The sequence below is a fragment of the Cupriavidus malaysiensis genome, from assembly GCF_001854325.1.
In the GTDB taxonomy this organism is placed as follows: Bacteria; Pseudomonadota; Gammaproteobacteria; order Burkholderiales; family Burkholderiaceae; genus Cupriavidus; species Cupriavidus malaysiensis.
Genome location: NZ_CP017755.1, coordinates 2,110,561 through 2,126,755 on the forward strand (window position 1 = coordinate 2,110,561; position 16,195 = coordinate 2,126,755).

General features: G+C 68.2%; 15 protein-coding genes and 1 pseudogene. 7 read left to right on the top strand and 9 right to left on the bottom strand.

What is annotated here, in order from left to right:
• Position 1: 1 nt before the first annotated feature.
• From BKK80_RS28865 to BKK80_RS28875, 3 genes are all read right to left on the bottom strand, one after another.
• The gene (locus BKK80_RS28865; protein WP_071072286.1) at positions 2 to 430 is read right to left on the bottom strand and encodes a hypothetical protein; all 429 of its coding nucleotides are present in this window, start codon (positions 428 to 430) and stop codon (positions 2 to 4) included.
• A gap of 272 nt (positions 431 to 702) precedes the next feature.
• Positions 703 to 1,410, bottom strand: coding sequence for a pirin family protein (locus tag BKK80_RS28870; protein WP_071072288.1), 708 nt, complete (start codon positions 1,408 to 1,410; stop codon positions 703 to 705).
• Positions 1,411 to 1,494: 84 nt separating this feature from the next.
• Entirely contained in the window at positions 1,495 to 2,259 is a 765-nt protein-coding gene (locus BKK80_RS28875) for an SDR family NAD(P)-dependent oxidoreductase (protein ID WP_071019427.1), read from the bottom strand.
• Between the two features lie 153 nt (positions 2,260 to 2,412).
• Between BKK80_RS28875 and BKK80_RS28880 the strand changes: the two genes are divergently transcribed.
• On the top strand, positions 2,413 to 3,330 hold the full coding sequence (locus BKK80_RS28880; protein ID WP_071019426.1) for a LysR family transcriptional regulator: 918 nt from the start codon (positions 2,413 to 2,415) through the stop codon (positions 3,328 to 3,330).
• A 264-nt stretch (positions 3,331 to 3,594) separates the two neighbouring features.
• Here the strand turns inward: BKK80_RS28880 and BKK80_RS28885 are convergent, their stop codons facing one another.
• Together BKK80_RS28885 and BKK80_RS28890 are read right to left on the bottom strand one after the other, a co-directional pair.
• Positions 3,595 to 3,900 carry a panthothenate synthetase gene (locus BKK80_RS28885; protein WP_071022444.1) on the bottom strand — a complete coding sequence of 102 codons (306 nt, stop codon included), beginning with the start codon at positions 3,898 to 3,900 and terminating at the stop codon, positions 3,595 to 3,597.
• A gap of 378 nt (positions 3,901 to 4,278) precedes the next feature.
• The gene (locus BKK80_RS28890) at positions 4,279 to 5,610 is read right to left on the bottom strand and encodes an aminotransferase-like domain-containing protein (RefSeq protein WP_071072290.1); all 1,332 of its coding nucleotides are present in this window, start codon (positions 5,608 to 5,610) and stop codon (positions 4,279 to 4,281) included.
• Positions 5,611 to 5,701: 91 nt separating this feature from the next.
• Here BKK80_RS28890 and BKK80_RS28895 point away from each other — a divergent pair, with 91 nt between their 5' ends.
• Positions 5,702 to 6,460, top strand: a complete 759-nt coding sequence (locus tag BKK80_RS28895; protein WP_071072292.1) for a sulfite exporter TauE/SafE family protein — start codon at positions 5,702 to 5,704, stop codon at positions 6,458 to 6,460.
• A gap of 174 nt (positions 6,461 to 6,634) precedes the next feature.
• On the opposite strand, the gene BKK80_RS28900 is transcribed toward BKK80_RS28895, so the two are convergent.
• On the bottom strand, positions 6,635 to 7,009 hold the full coding sequence (locus BKK80_RS28900; RefSeq protein ID WP_071072294.1) for a hypothetical protein: 375 nt from the start codon (positions 7,007 to 7,009) through the stop codon (positions 6,635 to 6,637).
• 60 nt (positions 7,010 to 7,069) lie between these two features.
• Between BKK80_RS28900 and BKK80_RS38040 the strand changes: the two are divergent.
• A pseudogene (locus tag BKK80_RS38040) lies at positions 7,070 to 7,177 on the top strand (addiction module antidote protein); the annotation flags it as partial.
• Positions 7,178 to 7,227: 50 nt separating this feature from the next.
• On the opposite strand, the gene BKK80_RS28905 reads toward BKK80_RS38040, so the two are convergent.
• The gene (locus BKK80_RS28905; protein WP_071040568.1) at positions 7,228 to 7,707 is read right to left on the bottom strand and encodes a YbhB/YbcL family Raf kinase inhibitor-like protein; all 480 of its coding nucleotides are present in this window, start codon (positions 7,705 to 7,707) and stop codon (positions 7,228 to 7,230) included.
• 337 nt (positions 7,708 to 8,044) lie between these two features.
• Here BKK80_RS28905 and BKK80_RS28910 point away from each other — a divergent pair, with 337 nt between their 5' ends.
• From BKK80_RS28910 to BKK80_RS28925, 4 genes are all read left to right on the top strand, one after another.
• Entirely contained in the window at positions 8,045 to 8,788 is a 744-nt protein-coding gene (locus tag BKK80_RS28910) for a DUF3348 domain-containing protein (protein WP_071040124.1), read from the top strand.
• Between the two features lie 10 nt (positions 8,789 to 8,798).
• Positions 8,799 to 12,461, top strand: coding sequence for a DUF802 domain-containing protein (locus BKK80_RS28915; RefSeq protein WP_071072296.1), 3,663 nt, complete (start codon positions 8,799 to 8,801; stop codon positions 12,459 to 12,461).
• A complete protein-coding gene (locus tag BKK80_RS28920) occupies positions 12,458 to 13,105 on the top strand; it encodes an OmpA family protein (protein ID WP_071019411.1) in 648 nt (215 codons plus the stop codon). The genes BKK80_RS28915 and BKK80_RS28920 overlap by 4 nt, the downstream gene beginning before the upstream one ends.
• 139 nt (positions 13,106 to 13,244) lie before the next feature.
• Positions 13,245 to 13,934, top strand: coding sequence for a DUF2894 domain-containing protein (locus BKK80_RS28925; protein ID WP_071022436.1), 690 nt, complete (start codon positions 13,245 to 13,247; stop codon positions 13,932 to 13,934).
• On the opposite strand, the gene BKK80_RS28930 is transcribed toward BKK80_RS28925, so the two are convergent.
• Both BKK80_RS28930 and BKK80_RS28935 read right to left on the bottom strand, forming a co-directional pair.
• Positions 13,931 to 14,467: an SRPBCC family protein gene (locus BKK80_RS28930; RefSeq protein WP_071019408.1), complete on the bottom strand. Its 537-nt coding sequence runs from the start codon at positions 14,465 to 14,467 to the stop codon at positions 13,931 to 13,933. The two genes, BKK80_RS28925 and BKK80_RS28930, sit on opposite strands and share 4 nt — an antisense overlap.
• 152 nt (positions 14,468 to 14,619) lie before the next feature.
• Positions 14,620 to 16,176 (bottom strand): efflux transporter outer membrane subunit, encoded by a 1,557-nt coding sequence (locus tag BKK80_RS28935; RefSeq protein WP_236903821.1) that lies wholly within the window; start codon positions 16,174 to 16,176, stop codon positions 14,620 to 14,622.
• Positions 16,177 to 16,195 lie beyond the last annotated feature (19 nt).

Sequence of the window (16,195 nt, forward strand, 5' to 3'; positions counted from 1 at the left end):
GTCAGGCCATTTCACTGGCAGCTTCGCCAGCCAGCGCGACTTCCGTCGCGTCGGTCGCGGTGCTTTGCGCGATCGCGTGGTCGACTTCCGAAACCATGTCGCCCAGACCGATGACAACCGTGATATTCGGCGTCCAGTTCTTGCGGTCGGTGCTGGCCTCGGCAAACGTGGTCACCGTTGCCGTGTAGCCCTGGGCCCGTAGGTCAGAGGCCAGCCGCTGCGCGCGCGGCTCCAGCGCTGCCTGGGGGTTGTCTTCGTCGATATCGAGTACCAGCCTGGTCTCGAATTCTTCCTTGCCCTTCTGGATTGCCGTCTGCATTGCCTTGAGCTGCTTGTTCGCGAGCGCGACGAGCTTGCTGTACCTGGATTCTTCCTGGCTGGCGCGCAGTGCCTTGGCAGCGTTGATGATTTCGGTGCGATCCACGAACATGATGGCCTTTCGAGGTGAGGGAGAGAAAGCGCACGCGCCGCGCGGGCTTGGCTTCAGGAGCCAGCTTTTGCAGGGTGCGACGATAACTGTATAAATATACAGTACCCGCCGGCTAACCGGCAAGGGATGGTGCTGTGGAAGGTCACCTTGAGGGGAGCCGACTGGTGCCTTCCGACCCATCTCTGCCATCGGCAAAGCCCGTACCAACGTCTACAGTTCATCTCAAAACAGCCACCTAAACTGCCACCTAAACTCTCGCTGACGCGTTTTCTCTAGCGTAAGAGTTCCACAATCACGACATCTGTGTCGTCTTGCGCTCTCAACATGAGCCACGTTTCACCCCGAATGGCAATGCCATCGCGTCGCGTCAGCCTGATCGGCCCTACGTCCAGTCGCCCATGATCTGCGACCAAATAAGCAGAACCAGGCATCGGCAAAACGTACTGCATCGCCGTGCCTTCACGCAGCGTCGCGATACGCACGCGCGCGTCGGCGTGAATGGGCAAGGCGCCGGCGCGGACATCCTCCGGGTCCCCGCTCGCCAGCGTAACGAATCGGCCCTCGCGACATCCGAGCGAACAGGCTCGCGTCGAGCAGCGCGGCGTACTGGCCGGTGTGCGCGGGCGCAGCCAGATCTGGAACTGCCGTGCGGGTAGATTCTCCTCGTTGCGCTCGGCGCGATGGAGCGCCGCTCCGGCACTCATCACATGGATGGAATTAGCGACCAGACGCGTGCGATTGCCCGCGTCGTCTTCGTGCGTGATTGCGCCCGAACGCACCCACGTGACGATCTCGACGTCGCGGTGAGCCTGCAGGCCGAGGTCCGAGTGCGGCGCGAATTCAACGTCGTTCCACCCGTGGAGCGGACCGAGTTGTCCCTGGTCGGCGCGCCCGGATCCGCCCACGCTGAAATGCTGGCGCGTGTCGACACAGCCGCGCCGGACTGTGGCAAGTGCAAGAAAAGGCCGATGTTCAGTCATGACGGAGCTCGGTTCGAGTACGCTGGGTGCGGATTACGATGGTCAAATACCGCGTCCACCGCACCCCACGCACCCTGGCCACGCTCAGATCTGCTGCTGGCCGCCGTCGACAAACAATTCGATGCCGTTGACGAAGCTCGCATCGTCCGAGGCCAGGAACAACGCCGCGCTTGCGATCTCGCCGGGATCGCCGAGGCGCCCCATCGGGATCTGGGCCGCCAGATAATCGGCAAGCCCCTGGCGCTGGGCAGCATCGTCACCGGCAAGATCGAGCAGGCCGGGCGTGCGGGTCGCACCCGGGCTGATCGTGTTCACGCGGATCTGGCGGTCCTTGAGATCCAGGATCCAATTACGCGCGAAAGCGCGTACCGCAGCCTTCGAAGCCGAGTACACGCTGAATGCCGCCGTGCCCGCGCTGCCGGCCGTCGATCCTGTGAGAATCACCGATGCCCCCTTGGCGAGCAACGGTAGCGCTTTTTGCACCGTGAACAGCACGCCCTTCACGTTGCGATTGAAGGTGTCATCGAAATGTTCTTCGGTGATGCTGCCGAACGACAGCATCGAGCCGCCGCCGGCGTTCGCGAACAGTACATCCAGACGGCCCTGTTCTTCCTTGATTTGCGCATACAGCGCGTCGAGTTCGCCCAGCTTCGTGGAATCGACACGCACGCCGGTGGCTTTGCCGCCGGCTTCGTGGATGCTTTTCACTGCGGCATCGAGTTCGGCCTGACGGCGGCCCGTGAGATAGACGTGTGCCCCTTCGGCTGCAAAGCGCTGGGCGGTGGCGAGGCCGATGCCGCTGCTTGCGCCGGTGACGAGTGCGATCTTGTTGTCGAGTTTGCGTGCCATGGTATTGCTCCTTTCGTTCAGGCCAGTGTTTGCGTTGGTGTTGGGGTGTTGGGGTGTTGCGTGCTGCGATGTGAGGAGAATATCGACGGCCCGATCTTTTCGAAATAGAATTGATTGCAATCCAACGTTGCAAAAATGAAAAGATGAGGAAAAATGGCGAAGCTGCCTGATTTCGAAGGACTCGCGATGTTCGCGAAGGTCGCCGAGGAGGGATCGTTCGCGGCTGCGGCGCGCGCGATGGGCGTGTCGGTGGCGACGGTCTCGCGCGCTGTGGCCCGTCTGGAAGACCGGCTGGGCGCGCGGCTTTTCAACCGCACGTCGCGCCAACTGTCGCTCACCGAGTTTGGCCGGACGATCTGCGAGAAGGCCGGCGAGATCTATCGCCAGGCAGAGGAGGCGGAAAGCGCCGCGCGCGAGATGTCGGTGCAGCCGCGCGGCCTGGTGCGCGTCGCCGTGCCGATGTCGTTCGGGCTGCGCTGGGTCGCGCCGCTCCTGCCGGGCTTCTTTCGCAGGTATCCGGAGGTGTCGATCGACCTCCATCTATCCGATGCGTCGGTCGACCTGGTTGCCGATGGCTTTGACGCCGCGCTGCGCATTGCTGCGTTGCCGGATTCGTCGCTGGTGGCGCGGCGGCTGTGCGCGGTGACGCAATTCGTGGTGGCGTCGCCGGAATATCTACGGCGTGAAGGACGGCCCACGCATCCGCGCGAACTGATAGACCGGCCATGTCTCTCGTACGCATATCGCGCGCGTAGCGATGTGTGGCGCTTCACGAACGACGCGGGCGACGAGGAACCGGTGATGCCGACCGGCCCGCTGCGCGTGACAAATTCCGATGCACTGTTGCCCACGCTGCTCGAGGGCGTTGCGATCGCGGAACTGCCCGAGTTCATCGCGGGCGAATATCTGGCCGACGGCCGTCTTGAGGCGATTCTCACCGACTGGTCGCTGACGAAAGGCGGTCTTTACTTCGTCACGCCCTCGGCGCGCGCGCGGCCCGCGAAAGTCGCGGTGCTGTCGGATTACTTTGCCGAACACCTTTCCGAGCCAACATGGCGATGGCCCAAATGATGCAGCGGCGCAGTGGATCAGCCGGCGTTCATCATTGCATTTATGAAATGATGAATCTCAAACAATTCCATTTCGCGAATAAGTTCGCGAATAAGTTCACGAATATGGTCGGATCCGCATAGATCCGTATTCTCCTTTCCACCGGTTGCACGACCTCATGTCGCAAGCCACTCAGGCAAAAGGAAGGAGAATCACAATGAACACGCAAGCCACCCCGAATACGCCTGGTATCGCCACAGCCGCCTTCCTCAATGCGCTGAACAGCTATTTCCACTTCGATCCGAGATTTTCCAACCCGGCTTTCTTCAGGTCTTCCGGAGCCATCACAACGCGAAACTCGCAGTCAGCGTTGAACATTAGAAACCACGGCTCTACGAGTGCAGGAATCAGCGACGGCTCATCGAGGTTGACGACCAGGATGGCTCCGCGTGCTCCGTTTTGCTCGGTGAAATAGGCGGCTTCCGGCTTTGTTTCTTCTAGTATTCTCGCCATCACTTCTCCGATGGTGCCTTCGCGCACAAAAGCATTAAATGGCTCGTGGGGAATTCGTATGTTGAGAAGCATGCGCATGATCATCTTCCTTGCTTGCTTGAGGCCCTCAATGGGCTCTTCAAGCATAAGGGTTCCCCGACGTTGTTTTAGTGGGCCAGGCAACACAAGGCTAGACTCCTCGCTCATTCGTGCGGAACAGTACTGAGCTTCTAAAACCAGGGAACTGACGCGGGCGATAGACAGCGGCCGACGTCTGCCGTTTGTCGCGAACTGACGCTTGACTGTCAGCCCACGCTCGCCGGCGAACGCCGCAGTTGGTTGGTCGCGGTCGGATACCAGCCGTGAAACGGCGACCGTCTCTGGCCGACCCGTCCCGGCCGTTGGACAAGCCGCAGCAAGCGGCGGCTCCCCGACCGCCAGCGGCTGCCGGCTGGTCATAGAGCAGATATCGAATTTTCAGTAAGACAACGCCGCAACGGTCTTTGCGACCGTCTGCAGCGACTGCCGCAGCGCTTCCCGCGACACCGAAGCCAGCGCGAGGCGTATGGCGTGTGGTACATGCTTTGAAGTCGAGTAGGGATGTGCAGGGGAAACCAAGACCTGCTCGCGTATCAATGCTTTGCAAAGCGCGTCGGCACGCACCTCTTCGGGCATGGGTAGCCACGCGAAGTATGAGGCTGGATGACGCAGAGGTTTTAAATGTCCAAGGATCTCCGTGACCAGGGCTTGCCGTCGACAAGCATCAACGCGCTTCTCTGCTTCCAGCCGGGCTACGGTGCCGTCCTCGATCCAGCCGCAAGCAATTGCCGTCATCATGGCGGGAGTTTGCCAGGTCGTTGCGCGGATCGTGCGTTCCAGAGAGGGAATCCACTGCAGCGGCGCGTGAATCATTCCTACCCGCAGTCCCGCGGCAACGCTCTTGGAGAGGCCTGACACATAAACAGTGAGCTCAGGTGCAAGCGCGGCAAGAGGCGGCGGCGAACTATCCTCGAGGAATGCGTATGCGCCATCCTCGATGAGCATCAGCCCATGTTTTCTGGCGATCGCAACCAACTCACGTCTTCTCTGCGCGGCAATGACCCATCCAAGCGGGTTATGCAGCGTGGGCATGGTGTAGAACGCTCGTACTCTACGACGTTTGCACAACTGCGCCAGGGCATCGAGATCGGTACCCCGGCCAGCCGCGGGAACGGCCACTAATTCGATGCGGCAGGTCTCGGCCGCGAGCTTGAAACCTGGATAGGTCAGCGCGTCTGCCGCGACGACATCGCCGGGCTCGAGCAACGCCATACTCGTCACGCTCAGACCGTGCTGCGCGCCACTGACGAGTACAGTGTTTTCCATCGAAGCCGAGATGCCGCGACTGCTTAGGTGCTCCGCCATGATTCTCCGCTCATGGGCACGGCCGCCGTGCGGTTGATAGCGCAGGAGCGCTTCAACATCGCCCACACTCGCGAGCTGGCGCAATGCCGCCCTCAGCAGTTCCGTCTGACCCGGTACCGATGGACTATTGAAACTAAGGTCGATGGTCGGAGCACTCCAAGCGGGTAGATCCACGCCGTGGCCGCGCGGGAGCGCTTCCTTCACAAACGTCCCGCGGCCTACCTCGCCGCTCACCAACCCCATCGACTCCAGCTCGGCGTAGACGCGTGTAGCTGTGACCAGTGCAAGTCCTTCGCGCGCGGCCAGCTTGCGATGGGTGGGCAACTGAGTGCCGGGCCGCAGGCGTCCCTCGCGGATATCGGCTGCCAGCCGGTCGACTATCTCCTTGTAGCGAAGCTTAGGCATCGGGCAATGTTTGCATGACAATTTTTTGGATGTATTGATTATCAGCGCTACGCTCCGCCCAACAACGTCCGCACGTGTGGGAAAACACATCATGGAACTGAACGCCATCACCACCCTTGTCACCACTCTAGGGGTGTTTCTCATCTGCTTCATGAAGGGGGCGTTCGGTGGCGGCTTCGCCATCGTGGGCATCCCGATCCTCTCGCTGGTGATGGATCCCGTCACGGCGGGCGGCTTGCTCGCCCCATTGTTTATCGCTATGGACATCGCCGGATTGCGCTACTGGAAGCCGTCTACTTGGTCGAAGCCGGATTTGCGCCTGCTGGTACCTGGGCTGGTGGCGGGCATCGGCGTTGGCTACCTGCTGTTCCGCTTCCTCGATCACCGCGCGATCTCGATCGTGATGGCGGCGGTGACGCTGGCCTTCGTGGGGTTGTGGCTGCTGCGCGGCGGCGAGGTGACGGTGCGCCCGAGATCGTCGCCCAAAGCTGTCGCCGCAGGTTTTACCTCGGGCATCACCACGATGGTCGCGCACTCGGGTGGTCCCCCGCTAGCGATGTATCTGCTGCCGCTCGGCCTGAGTAAGTATGTCTATGCGGGAACAACAAGCATGTTCTTTATCGTCGGCAACCTTGTCAAGGCGGTACCCTGGCTCGCGCTGGCGCGCCCCACAGGCCCGGTGTGGATGCTGATGGGCATTAGCCTGCTCGCTGTGCCGACAGGCGTCTGGCTCGGGTGGCGCCTGCATGACAGACTCGATCAGCAGCAGCTTTATCGGGCATGCTATGGCTTGCTCGTCCTCACAGCGGCAAAACTCATGTGGGATGGAGTTGCGGGCTACGCGAGTTGAGGGTCTTCCGCGCGGCGCCGAATTTCGCCCACGCGACTGTTGAGCATACTCCCGCTGCCTCTAGTCCACTGAACTCCAATTCGTCTGGAGGGAGAATAGGACGACGGCAAACACCTAGCGAGAAGGAACGGAGACGGGCATCCACGAGTGGAACTGAGACGACTGCGGCTGGGCTTACTGCCCTGCTTCGATACATTGTTGGCGCGCCGCGGCCTCCTGGATCGCATCGGAGATGCGGGCTGCCTGCTCCGCCAGCGTGCGCGCTGCGGCGGCCACGAGACCTTGCAGCGCGTCGGTGGTCGTCTTATCCAGCATCGCCGGTTCGCCCGCATCATTCGCGGCCTCGTCGTTGATCAGGGCACGCGTGACGGCCTCGATGCCGTAGGCGATCGCCTGCGTCGTGTTCAGCAGATCGATCAGATCATTGGCGCAGGGAAGCGGCGTGCCGTTCGCGCGCGCGTCGGGCGCTACGCCGGCCAGTTGGTGCACGCTGGCGCTGCGCGCGAACTCACGGGGGCAGTTCATCGGCTTGGCGGTGGACTTGGCCATGGTTCACCTCCGCCGGCGTGATGACGGCCTGGCAGACCGCTTCGGCGTGGCGCTCGTGGAAAAGAGGCGGGCAACGATGCCGCTTTCATCGCGCGTGCGCTTGGCGACGTGGCCCGCGCCCGTGGCATGAGCCAGGTGGCCCGCGATGCGGCTGCATCCCGAATTGGCGGGCACCTGACAGCCAGGGGAGGCTCGCCCCGCCTCCGCGCTCCATTCAATCAATGCTTCTGCGCCTTGTAGGTGCCGACCAGCTCCGCCTCGGCCAGCACATGGCCCTGCATGGCGCGTTCCAGCGCGCTGCGGTCGGGCGTGCCGAGGTCCGGCAGCACCACGTCCAAGGCGTACAGGCGATGGAAGTAGCGATGCCTGCCCACCGGCGGGCAGGCCGCGCCGTAGCCGGTGCGCTGCCAGCCGTTGCTGCCCTGGCGCGTGCCGGGCGGCAGCCCGGCGGCGGACACTGCTTCGGGCAGCCCTGCGGTGTCGGGCGGCAGGTCGTACAGGATCCAATGCACCCAGGTCATGCGCGGCGCGGCCGGGTCGGGCGCGTCCGGGTCCTCGATGATCAGTGCCAGGCTGCGCGTGCCGGCGGGCACACCGGACCAGTCCAGCGGTGGCGATACGCCGGCCCCGTCGCAGCTGAAGCGCTGCGGCAGGACGGCACCGGCATGAAACGCGGGAGATGTGAGGGTAAGCGGCATGGCAAGCCTCGTCTGGGCAGGAAGCGAAGCCACCAGCAGCGGGCCCAGTATCAGGACAGCGAGGCGCGATCGGCGCGGCATGGCGGCTCCCGGGCGGTGCGCCGCCGGCATGCGGCGGCACTGATTCACCCTAGGGCGGCGCGCAGCGTCCTGCAAGCCCGGCACGCGCCGCGGGCGGTGCCGGAGCCGGCCGCCGCCCGCGGCGCGCCATGGCGCCTGCCCGCCACTTGGCGCCGGCCCAACCACCGCCGCGCGCACTTTCCCGCGCGGCTGCGCGCCCGCGCTTTGGCCGCCCGGCGCCGTGCGTGTAAACTGTGCGATTTTTCATTCCGGCGGTATGTCGCAAATGCCCCGGCGCACCGGTCTCAGCGGCCCCACGCTCATACGCGTGCTGGCCCGCCTGACCGACGCCGCAGCTCCCGAATCGAAGCGGTCGCTCTCGGACCAGCTCAGCCAGTGGCTGGGCTGGACCGAAGCCATTGCCTTGTCCACGGCCCTGAAAGCCCCTGCGGCCGAAACGGCGGCCGGCGCGCGCGCGCCGTCTGCGCAGTGCGATGCCGAGGCGGCGGAATGTGCGCGCGTGCGCACGGCGCTGGCCGAAGCCGTGCGGGAGGACGGCGCGCTCGCCGCCCGGCGCCGCGCGCCCGCCCGCACGGCGCTGCCGGAACCCGGCGGCACGGTGGCCTATGCGGTCTACCGCCAGCGCTATCTCACGTTGCAGCAGACCATGGAGACCGGCATCGCCGGCCTGCGCGGCCGCCTGCGCACCGCCCTCGCGGCCGGCGCGCCGGGCATGGCCAAGCTGGCCATGGTCGACGCCGTCATGGAGCGCGTGATGAGCGCACACGAGCGCAGCCTGCTCGCCGCCGTGCCGGGGATGCTCGAGACACACTTCACGCGGCTGCGCCAGGGCGAGGAAGTCCGGCTGGCCGCCGCGCTCGCCGAAGGCCGGCCCGCTCCCGTGGCGGCGGGCGCGTGGCAGAGCGCGTTCCGCCGCGATATGCAGAGCGTGCTGCTCGCCGAACTGGAAATCCGCTTCCAGCCCATCGACGGACTGCTGGCCGCGCTGCGCGCCAGCTAACCAGGACATCATGACCCGAACCCTCATTCCCTCGATCGTCTTCTTGGCAGGCCTGGCCGTGTTGGGCTGGGTCGGCGCCGGCTACGCGGCCAGCAACCTGCCGGCCCTGGCCGTCACCCTGCTGATCGCCGCCTGCTACGTGACCGGTGCCGTCGAGCTGCGGCGCTACCGCCAGGCCACCGATTCGCTGGCGCAGGCCGTGGCCGGGCTGGACACGGCCCCGGCCAACCTCGGCGACTGGCTGCAGCGCCTGCATCCGAGCCTGCGCCATGCCGTGCGCCTGCGCGTCGAGGGTGAGCGTGCCGCCCTGCCCGGCCCCGCGCTGACCCCTTACCTGGTCGGCCTGCTGGTGCTGCTGGGCATGCTGGGCACCTTCCTCGGCATGGTCGCCACGCTGCGCGGCACCGGCATGGCGCTCGACAGCGCGACCGACCTGCAGGCCATCCGCGCCTCGCTGGCCGCGCCGGTCAAGGGCCTGGGCTTCGCCTTCGGCACCTCGGTCGCCGGCGTGGCCACCTCCGCCATGCTGGGACTGCTGTCCGCGCTGTTCCGCCGCGAACGCATCGAAGCCGCGCAGGCGCTCGACGCCCGCGCCACCACCACCCTGCGCGCTTACTCCCAACAGCACCAGCGCGAGGCATCGCTGCAGTTGCTGGAGCGCCAGGCCGAGGCGATGCCGGGCCTGGTGGAAGGACTGCAAGCGATGATGCGTGCCGTCGCGCAGCAGAACCAGGAACTGGGCGAGCGCCTGGCCGCCAGCCAGGCGGCCTTCCACGACCGCACGGAGTCCACCTACAAGCAACTGGCCGCCTCGGTCGAGCAATCGCTCAAGGACAGCGTCGCCCACAGCGCCCAGGCCGCCGGCGCGGCGATCCAGCCGGCCGTCGAAACCACCATGGCAGGCCTGGCCCGCGAAGCCGAGACCTGGCGCGACACCGTGACGCACGCCGTGCAGCAGCAGCTGGACGGCCTGTCGGAGCGCTTCGCCACCACCACCGGCGCGGTGGCCGGCCTCTGGCAGCAGGCGCTCACCGAACACCAGCGCGCCGGCACGGCCCAGGCCGAAGCGCTGCGCAGCTCGCTCGACGGCTTCGCCGCCACCTTCGCGCAACGCTCGGCCGGACTGGTCGAGCAGGTCTCGGCGCGCCTGGACCTGGCCGCGGACAAGGCCGCGCAGGCCTGGGAACAGGCCCTGACCAGCCAGCGCGGCCACAGCGAGGCGCTGGCCGCCGACCACCGCGAGGCCCTGGCCGGGACGGCCGCGGCCTTTGCCGGGCAGGCCGAAGCGCTGCTGCGCACGGTCGACCGCTCGCACGCCGAACTGCAGGCACAGCTCGCCAGCCAGGACGCGCAACGGCTCGATGCCTGGACCAGCGCCCTCGGCACGGTCGCCGACGGTCTGCGCCAGCAATGGGAGCAGACCGGCACCCAGGCCGCCGCGCGCCAGCAGGCCATCTGCGACGCCCTGGCCCAGAGCGCCCGCGACATTTCCTCGCAGGCCGAGGCCTACAACAGCAAGACCGTCGCCGAGATCGACCGTCTGGTCCTGGCCGCCGCCGAAGCCCCCAAGGCCGCGCTGGCCATGCAGGCCGAACTGGCCGCGCGCGACGAGCAGCGCCTCGCCACCTGGACGGACTCCCTCGCCACCATGGCCCAAGCCCTGCGCCAGGAATGGGAACAGACCGGCACCCAGGCGGCCGCGCGCCAACAGGCCATCTGCGACGCCCTGGCCCAGAGCGCCCGCGACATTTCCTCGCAGGCCGAGGCCTACAACAGCAAGACCGTGGCCGAGATCGACCGTCTGGTCCTGGCCGCCGCCGAAGCGCCCAAGGCCGCGCTCGCCATGCAGGCCGAACTGGCCGCGCGCGACGAGCAGCGCCTCGCCACCTGGACCGAGTCCCTGGCGACCATGGCCCAGGCCCTGCGCCAGGAGTGGGAGCAGACCGGCACCCAGGCCGCCGCCCGCCAGCAGGCCATCTGCGATGCGCTCGCCCAGAGCGCCCGCGACATCTCCTCGCAAGCGGAGGCCTACAACAGCAAGACCGTCGCCGAGATCGACCGCCTGGTCCTGGCCGCCGCCGAGGCTCCCAAGGCCGCGCTGGCCATGCAGGCCGAACTGGCCGCGCGCGACGAGCAGCGCCTCGCCACCTGGACCGAGTCCCTGGCGACCATGGCCCAGGCCCTGCGCCAGGAATGGGAGCAGACCGGCACCCAGGCGGCCGCGCGCCAACAGGCCATCTGCGACGCCCTGGCCCAGAGCGCCCGCGACATCTCCTCGCAGGCCGAGGCCTACAACAGCAAGACCGTGGCCGAGATCGACCGCCTGGTCCTGGCCGCCGCCGAAGCCCCCAAGGCCGCGCTGGCCATGCAGGCCGAACTGGCCGCGCGCGACGAGCAGCGCCTCGCCACCTGGACGGACTCCCTGGCGACCATGGCCCAGGCCCTGCGCCAGGAATGGGAACAGACCGGCACCCAGGCGGCCGCGCGCCAGCAGGCCATCTGCGACGCCCTGGCCCAGAGCGCCCGCGACATCTCCTCGCAGGCCGAGGCCTACAACAGCAAGACCGTGGCCGAGATCGACCGCCTGGTCCTGGCCGCCGCCGAAGCGCCCAAGGCCGCGCTCGCCATGCAGGCCGAACTGGCCGCGCGCGACGAGCAGCGCCTCGCCACCTGGACGGACTCCCTCGCCACCATGGCCCAGGCCCTGCGCCAGGAATGGGAGCAGACCGGCACCCAGGCCGCCGCGCGCCAGCAGGCCATCTGCGATGCGCTCGCCCAGAGCGCCCGCGACATCTCCTCGCAGGCCGAGGCCTACAACAGCAAGACCATTGCCGAGATCGACCGCCTGGTCCTGGCTGCCGCCGAGGCTCCCAAGGCCGCGCTGGCCATGCAGGCCGAACTGGCCTCCCGCGACGAGCAGCGGCTGGCCAACTGGACCGGCTCGCTGGATGCCATCGCCCAGGCCCTGCGCCAGGAATGGGAGCAGACCGGCACCCAGGCCGCCGCGCGCCAGCAGGCCATCTGCGACACGTTGGCCGACACGGCACGCGGCATCGCCGCCCAGGCCCAGGCCCACCATGACAGCTCGGTCGCCGAGGTCGCGCGCTTGATGCAGGCCGCTGCCGAAGCCCCGCGTGCCGCCGCCGAGACCCTCGGCGAGCTGCGCCAGAAACTGTCCGACAGCATGGCACGCGACCAGGCCATGCTCGAAGAGCGCGCCAGCATGCTGTCTACGCTGGAAACCCTGCTGCAGGCGGTCGGCCAGGCCTCCACGGAACAACGCGCGGCGGTGGAAAGCCTGGTCGCCGGGGCGTCCTCGCTGCTGGAACAGGCCGGCGCGCGCTTCGCCGGCCAGGTCGAGTCCGAAGGCAGCCGGCTGGAAGCCATGGCGGCCCAGGTCACCGGCAGCGCGGTGGAAGTCGCCAGCCTGGGCGAAGCTTTCGGCGTGGCCGTGCAGCTGTTCAGCGAATCCAGCGACAAGCTGGGCGCCCAGCTCCAGCGCATCGAGGCCGCCCTGGACAAGTCGATGGCACGCAGTGACGAGCAGCTCGCCTACTACGTGGCGCAGGCGCGCGAAGTGGTCGACCTGAGCGTGATGTCGCAGAAGCAGATCCTCGACGACCTGCAGCAGCTCGCCGCCACGCAGGCGGCCAACGGCGCCGAGGCGGCATGAGGGAGGACATCGACGCCGGCGTGGAACCGGCCGCCCCGATCTGGGCCGTCTTCGGCGACCTGATGTCCGTGCTGCTGGGCGCCTTCGTGCTGGTCCTGCTGGGCGCCATCGGCATGCAGCTCGAACTGACGGCACGGCTGGAAGACGAGGTCCGGCACCGCCAGGAGGAAATGCAGCGCCGCGAGTCGCTCGAGAAGGCGCTGGCGGTGCCGCTGGCAGCCGGCCGCGTGACCCTGGTCAACGGCCGCATCGGCATCAGCGGCAGCGTGCTGTTCGCCCTCAACTCCGACCAGCTCCAGCCCGAAGGCCGCGACCTGCTGAAGAGCCTGGCGGGGCCGCTGTCGGCCTACCTCAGCGCGCGTGACGAGATCCTGATGGTGAGCGGCTTCACCGACGACCAGCAGGTCAAGGAAAGCAACCGCCGCTTCGCCGACAACTGGGAGCTGTCGGCCCAGCGCGCGCTGACGGTGACGCGCGCGCTGATCGAGGCCGGCGTCCCGCCCGCCTCGGTCTTCTCGGCCGCCTTCGGCGCCGAGCAGCCGGTCACCTCGAACGCCGACGCCGAAGGCCGCGCGAAGAACCGCCGCGTCGAGATCGCGCCGATCCCGCGCGGCTCCACCGGCGCGGCGAAACCTCGTGGCTGACGGCATCATGGACCGTGGCATGGCGGAGCCCGCACAGGGTGCGGCGCACGCGGCGCCGGCCGGCCCGTCAGCCACCGCCCCGCACGATGCGCCGGCCCAGGCACCGACCCCGGCGGGCAACGATGCGCCGCCGGATGCCATGCAACAACTCGAAGCCTGGCAGGCATGCGGCGCTGACCGCCTCGACCCGGTACGCTTCCGCCTGATGCAGGCCCTGGCGCGCCGTGCCGCGCCCCACCAGGGCGCAGCGCGGCGCGTGCTCGACGACAAGCTGGCGGCCCGGCTCTCTGCCTATCGCCTCGCGCTCGAAGCGGCGGGTACCAAGGCGGCGGCATCGACCGATTCCATCCCATCCTCCACGCCCGGCACCGCTGCGGCGGCACCGCCGGCCGCACCGCGCCTGCCCGCACGCGGTGCGCTGGCGGCACTGGCCGACCAGCTCGCCGGCCGCGCCCGGGCCAGAAGCACGGCAGAGCCCCCCGCGACCGCAAGCGCACGGATCGCCACGCCGGCCCGGCCGCCAGTCCCGGCCGAGCCGGAACTGATCGACTACTTCCGCGACACCTGGACCCGCGTCAGCGCCAACCAGCGCGTGCAGCAATCGCTGCAGCAGGTGCCCGAGCATGCCGGCCCGCTCAATTCCCACTACCTGATCCACCGCTCGCTGACGCTGATGCAGGAATTGTCGCCGGAATACCTGCACCAGTTCCTCTCCTATGTCGACGCCCTGACGCTGCTCGAACAGATGCAGCGGGTCGACGCCGCGCCAGCGGCGGAGGCGCCCGCGGGCGCGGTGGTGCGCAAGAAGACGCGGGCCAAGGCGCGCTAGCCTCCCATCCCCTCCAGCCGCGCCTTCAGCCGCACCACCGCCTCGGCCGACTCGGCCTCGACGCGGCGGCGCAGCACCAGCTGATTGAGAATGGCGAAACCGAGCGTGGGCGAACGGTAGCGGAAGTCGCGCGAGAAGCGCGTCTGGTCGCCCTCTTCCCGCAGCGTGTAGGCCACGGTGCCGGCCGGACGGCCTTCGATGGTGCCGGCGATGGCCCAGAAAGCCGGGCGCTGGCGCGCCGTCACGGTCCACACCACGACGCCGCTGCGCCCTGCCACCCGGAAGGTTTCGCTCACCTGCTCGCCCGGCTGCAGCGGATGGCCGGTGGCCCCGGACACGGCCAGCGACGATGGATGCCAGTCGGGCCAGTGGGCGGGCGTGGTGACATAGTCGAACACGTGCTGCGCCGAACGCGCGATCACGACCTCGTTGTGGACCTGGGTGGTCAGGTCCCAGGGCAGCGGCAGCAGGCAGGCGGCAGCGGCCGCGCACAGCACGGCCACGCCGAGCACCCAGGCCTTGCGCAGGGGCATGGTCGGCGCCTCCGGGGCTGGCGCCCCGCGGTGGGGCGCGATGTGTTCAGTGTAGGCGGTGGTGTTGGTGCCGGTGGGCTGGATGCGCGGGTATCGCACCGAGGGCTTGCGGCGGGGGGCTCGCTTGCTGGAGCACACCGGCGGCTTCGCTTTTACACGGCGCCTTGCTGATCCACCCCTCCTCCCAACCCGCTCCCCGTGCGCGCAGAGGGAGCCACGACATCATGCCTGGCCGATGGTGTTGGCGTCTCGGCCTGCCCGTTCGGCGCACCCCAGCCGCCGCCGAGCGCGCGCACCAGCGATACCGTGGCGGCGGCGCGCAGGCCGGCTACCTGGTTGGCTTCGCGCTGGGCCTGCAGCACGGTGCGGTCGGCGTCGATCACGGTCAGGTAGTCGACCGCGCCCGCGTCGTAGCGGCTGCGCGAGATGCGCTGCGCGCGGCGCGCGCCGGCCAGCGCGCTGTCCAGTGCCTGCGCCTGCTGGCTCAGCCAGCGGGTGTCGGCCAGGCTGTCCTCGACTTCGCGGAAGGCCACCAGCACGGTCTGCCGGTAGCGCGCCACGCTCTCTTCGTGCTGGGCGCGCGCGGCCGCCAGGTTGGCGCGGTTGCGGCCGCCGTCGAAGATGGGCGCGGCGATGGTGGAGCCGACCAGCGGACCGATCCCCCATACCGCGGACGACCAGCGGAACAGGTTGGACAGATCGCCCGACTCGAAGCCGAACAGGCCCGTCAGCGTGATGCGCGGGAAAAACGCGGCCTTGGCCACGCCGATGCGCGCATTGGCGGCGGCCATCAGGCGTTCCGCCTGGGCGATGTCCGGGCGGCGCTCCAGCAGGTCCGACGGCAGGCCGGCCGGGATCGCCACAGGCTGGGCGTCGAAGGGCCGCGACGGCATCGCGAAAGCCGACGGCGGCAGCCCGGTCAGCACCGCCAGCGCGTGCTCCTGGGTGGCGCGGCGCCGTTCGATGGCGGCCAGGTCGGCCCGTGCCGTGCCCAGTTCGGCCTCGGCGCGCGCCGGGTCCAGGTCGGTGGTTTCGCCCGCGTCGAAGCGGCGCTTGAGCAGCTTGAGCGCGTCTTCGCGCAAGGTCACCGTGGCCTGCAGCAATTCGCGCTCGCTGTCGAGCGTGCGCAGCGCGAAGTAGGCCTGTGCCACGTCGGCCTGCAACGCGAGCTGCACCGAGCGGAACAGGTCTTCGGCGGCTTCGCCCTCGGCGCGCGCGGCCTGGGTATTGCTGGCCACGCGGCCGAACAGGTCGAGCTCGTAGCTGGCGAAGGCGCGCGCGCGCAGCAGGGTCTGCGCCGGCACCTTGGTGCCGTCGGGCAGGCCGTTGGCGGCGGCCGAGGTCTGCGCCCGGGTCGGGTCCAGGCCCACGCTGAGCTGCGGGTAGAGGTCGGCCTCGGCCACGCCGGTCAGCGCGCGCGCCTGCTTCAGGCGCGCCGCCGCGGCGGCCAGGTCCTGGTTGGCGCTGGTGGCGGCGGTGATCAGCCGGTCCAGTTCCGCATCGGAGAAGACCCGCCACCATTGGCCGCGCTCGGCGCCTTCGGCCGGCGTGGCGGTCTTCCATTGCGCGCCCTCGGCGCGTGCGCCCTCGGCCTCCTTGAAGGCCGGTGCGGCAGCGCTCTCGGGCACCCGGTAGGCCGGGGCCAGCGAGCAGCCGGCCAGCACCAGCGCGGCGGCCAGCGTGGCCAGGCGGGGCATCCAGTTCTGCATGGCAGTTATCCGTGTTGTC

Excerpts from the sequence above, each read along its gene's own strand:
- BKK80_RS28865 (WP_071072286.1), bottom strand. The coding sequence starts at position 430 with ATGTTCGTGGATCGCACCGAAATCATCAACGCTGCCAAGGCACTGCGC.
- BKK80_RS28870 (WP_071072288.1), bottom strand. The coding sequence starts at position 1,410 with ATGACTGAACATCGGCCTTTTCTTGCACTTGCCACAGTCCGGCGCGGC.
- BKK80_RS28875 (WP_071019427.1), bottom strand. The coding sequence starts at position 2,259 with ATGGCACGCAAACTCGACAACAAGATCGCACTCGTCACCGGCGCAAGC.
- BKK80_RS28880 (WP_071019426.1), top strand. The coding sequence starts at position 2,413 with ATGGCGAAGCTGCCTGATTTCGAAGGACTCGCGATGTTCGCGAAGGTC.
- BKK80_RS28885 (WP_071022444.1), bottom strand. The coding sequence starts at position 3,900 with ATGCGCATGCTTCTCAACATACGAATTCCCCACGAGCCATTTAATGCT.
- BKK80_RS28890 (WP_071072290.1), bottom strand. The coding sequence starts at position 5,610 with ATGCCTAAGCTTCGCTACAAGGAGATAGTCGACCGGCTGGCAGCCGAT.
- BKK80_RS28895 (WP_071072292.1), top strand. The coding sequence starts at position 5,702 with ATGGAACTGAACGCCATCACCACCCTTGTCACCACTCTAGGGGTGTTT.
- BKK80_RS28900 (WP_071072294.1), bottom strand. The coding sequence starts at position 7,009 with ATGGCCAAGTCCACCGCCAAGCCGATGAACTGCCCCCGTGAGTTCGCG.
- BKK80_RS28905 (WP_071040568.1), bottom strand. The coding sequence starts at position 7,707 with ATGCCGCTTACCCTCACATCTCCCGCGTTTCATGCCGGTGCCGTCCTG.
- BKK80_RS28910 (WP_071040124.1), top strand. The coding sequence starts at position 8,045 with ATGTCGCAAATGCCCCGGCGCACCGGTCTCAGCGGCCCCACGCTCATA.
- BKK80_RS28915 (WP_071072296.1), top strand. The coding sequence starts at position 8,799 with ATGACCCGAACCCTCATTCCCTCGATCGTCTTCTTGGCAGGCCTGGCC.
- BKK80_RS28920 (WP_071019411.1), top strand. The coding sequence starts at position 12,458 with ATGAGGGAGGACATCGACGCCGGCGTGGAACCGGCCGCCCCGATCTGG.
- BKK80_RS28925 (WP_071022436.1), top strand. The coding sequence starts at position 13,245 with ATGCAACAACTCGAAGCCTGGCAGGCATGCGGCGCTGACCGCCTCGAC.
- BKK80_RS28930 (WP_071019408.1), bottom strand. The coding sequence starts at position 14,467 with ATGCCCCTGCGCAAGGCCTGGGTGCTCGGCGTGGCCGTGCTGTGCGCG.
- BKK80_RS28935 (WP_236903821.1), bottom strand. The coding sequence starts at position 16,176 with ATGCAGAACTGGATGCCCCGCCTGGCCACGCTGGCCGCCGCGCTGGTG.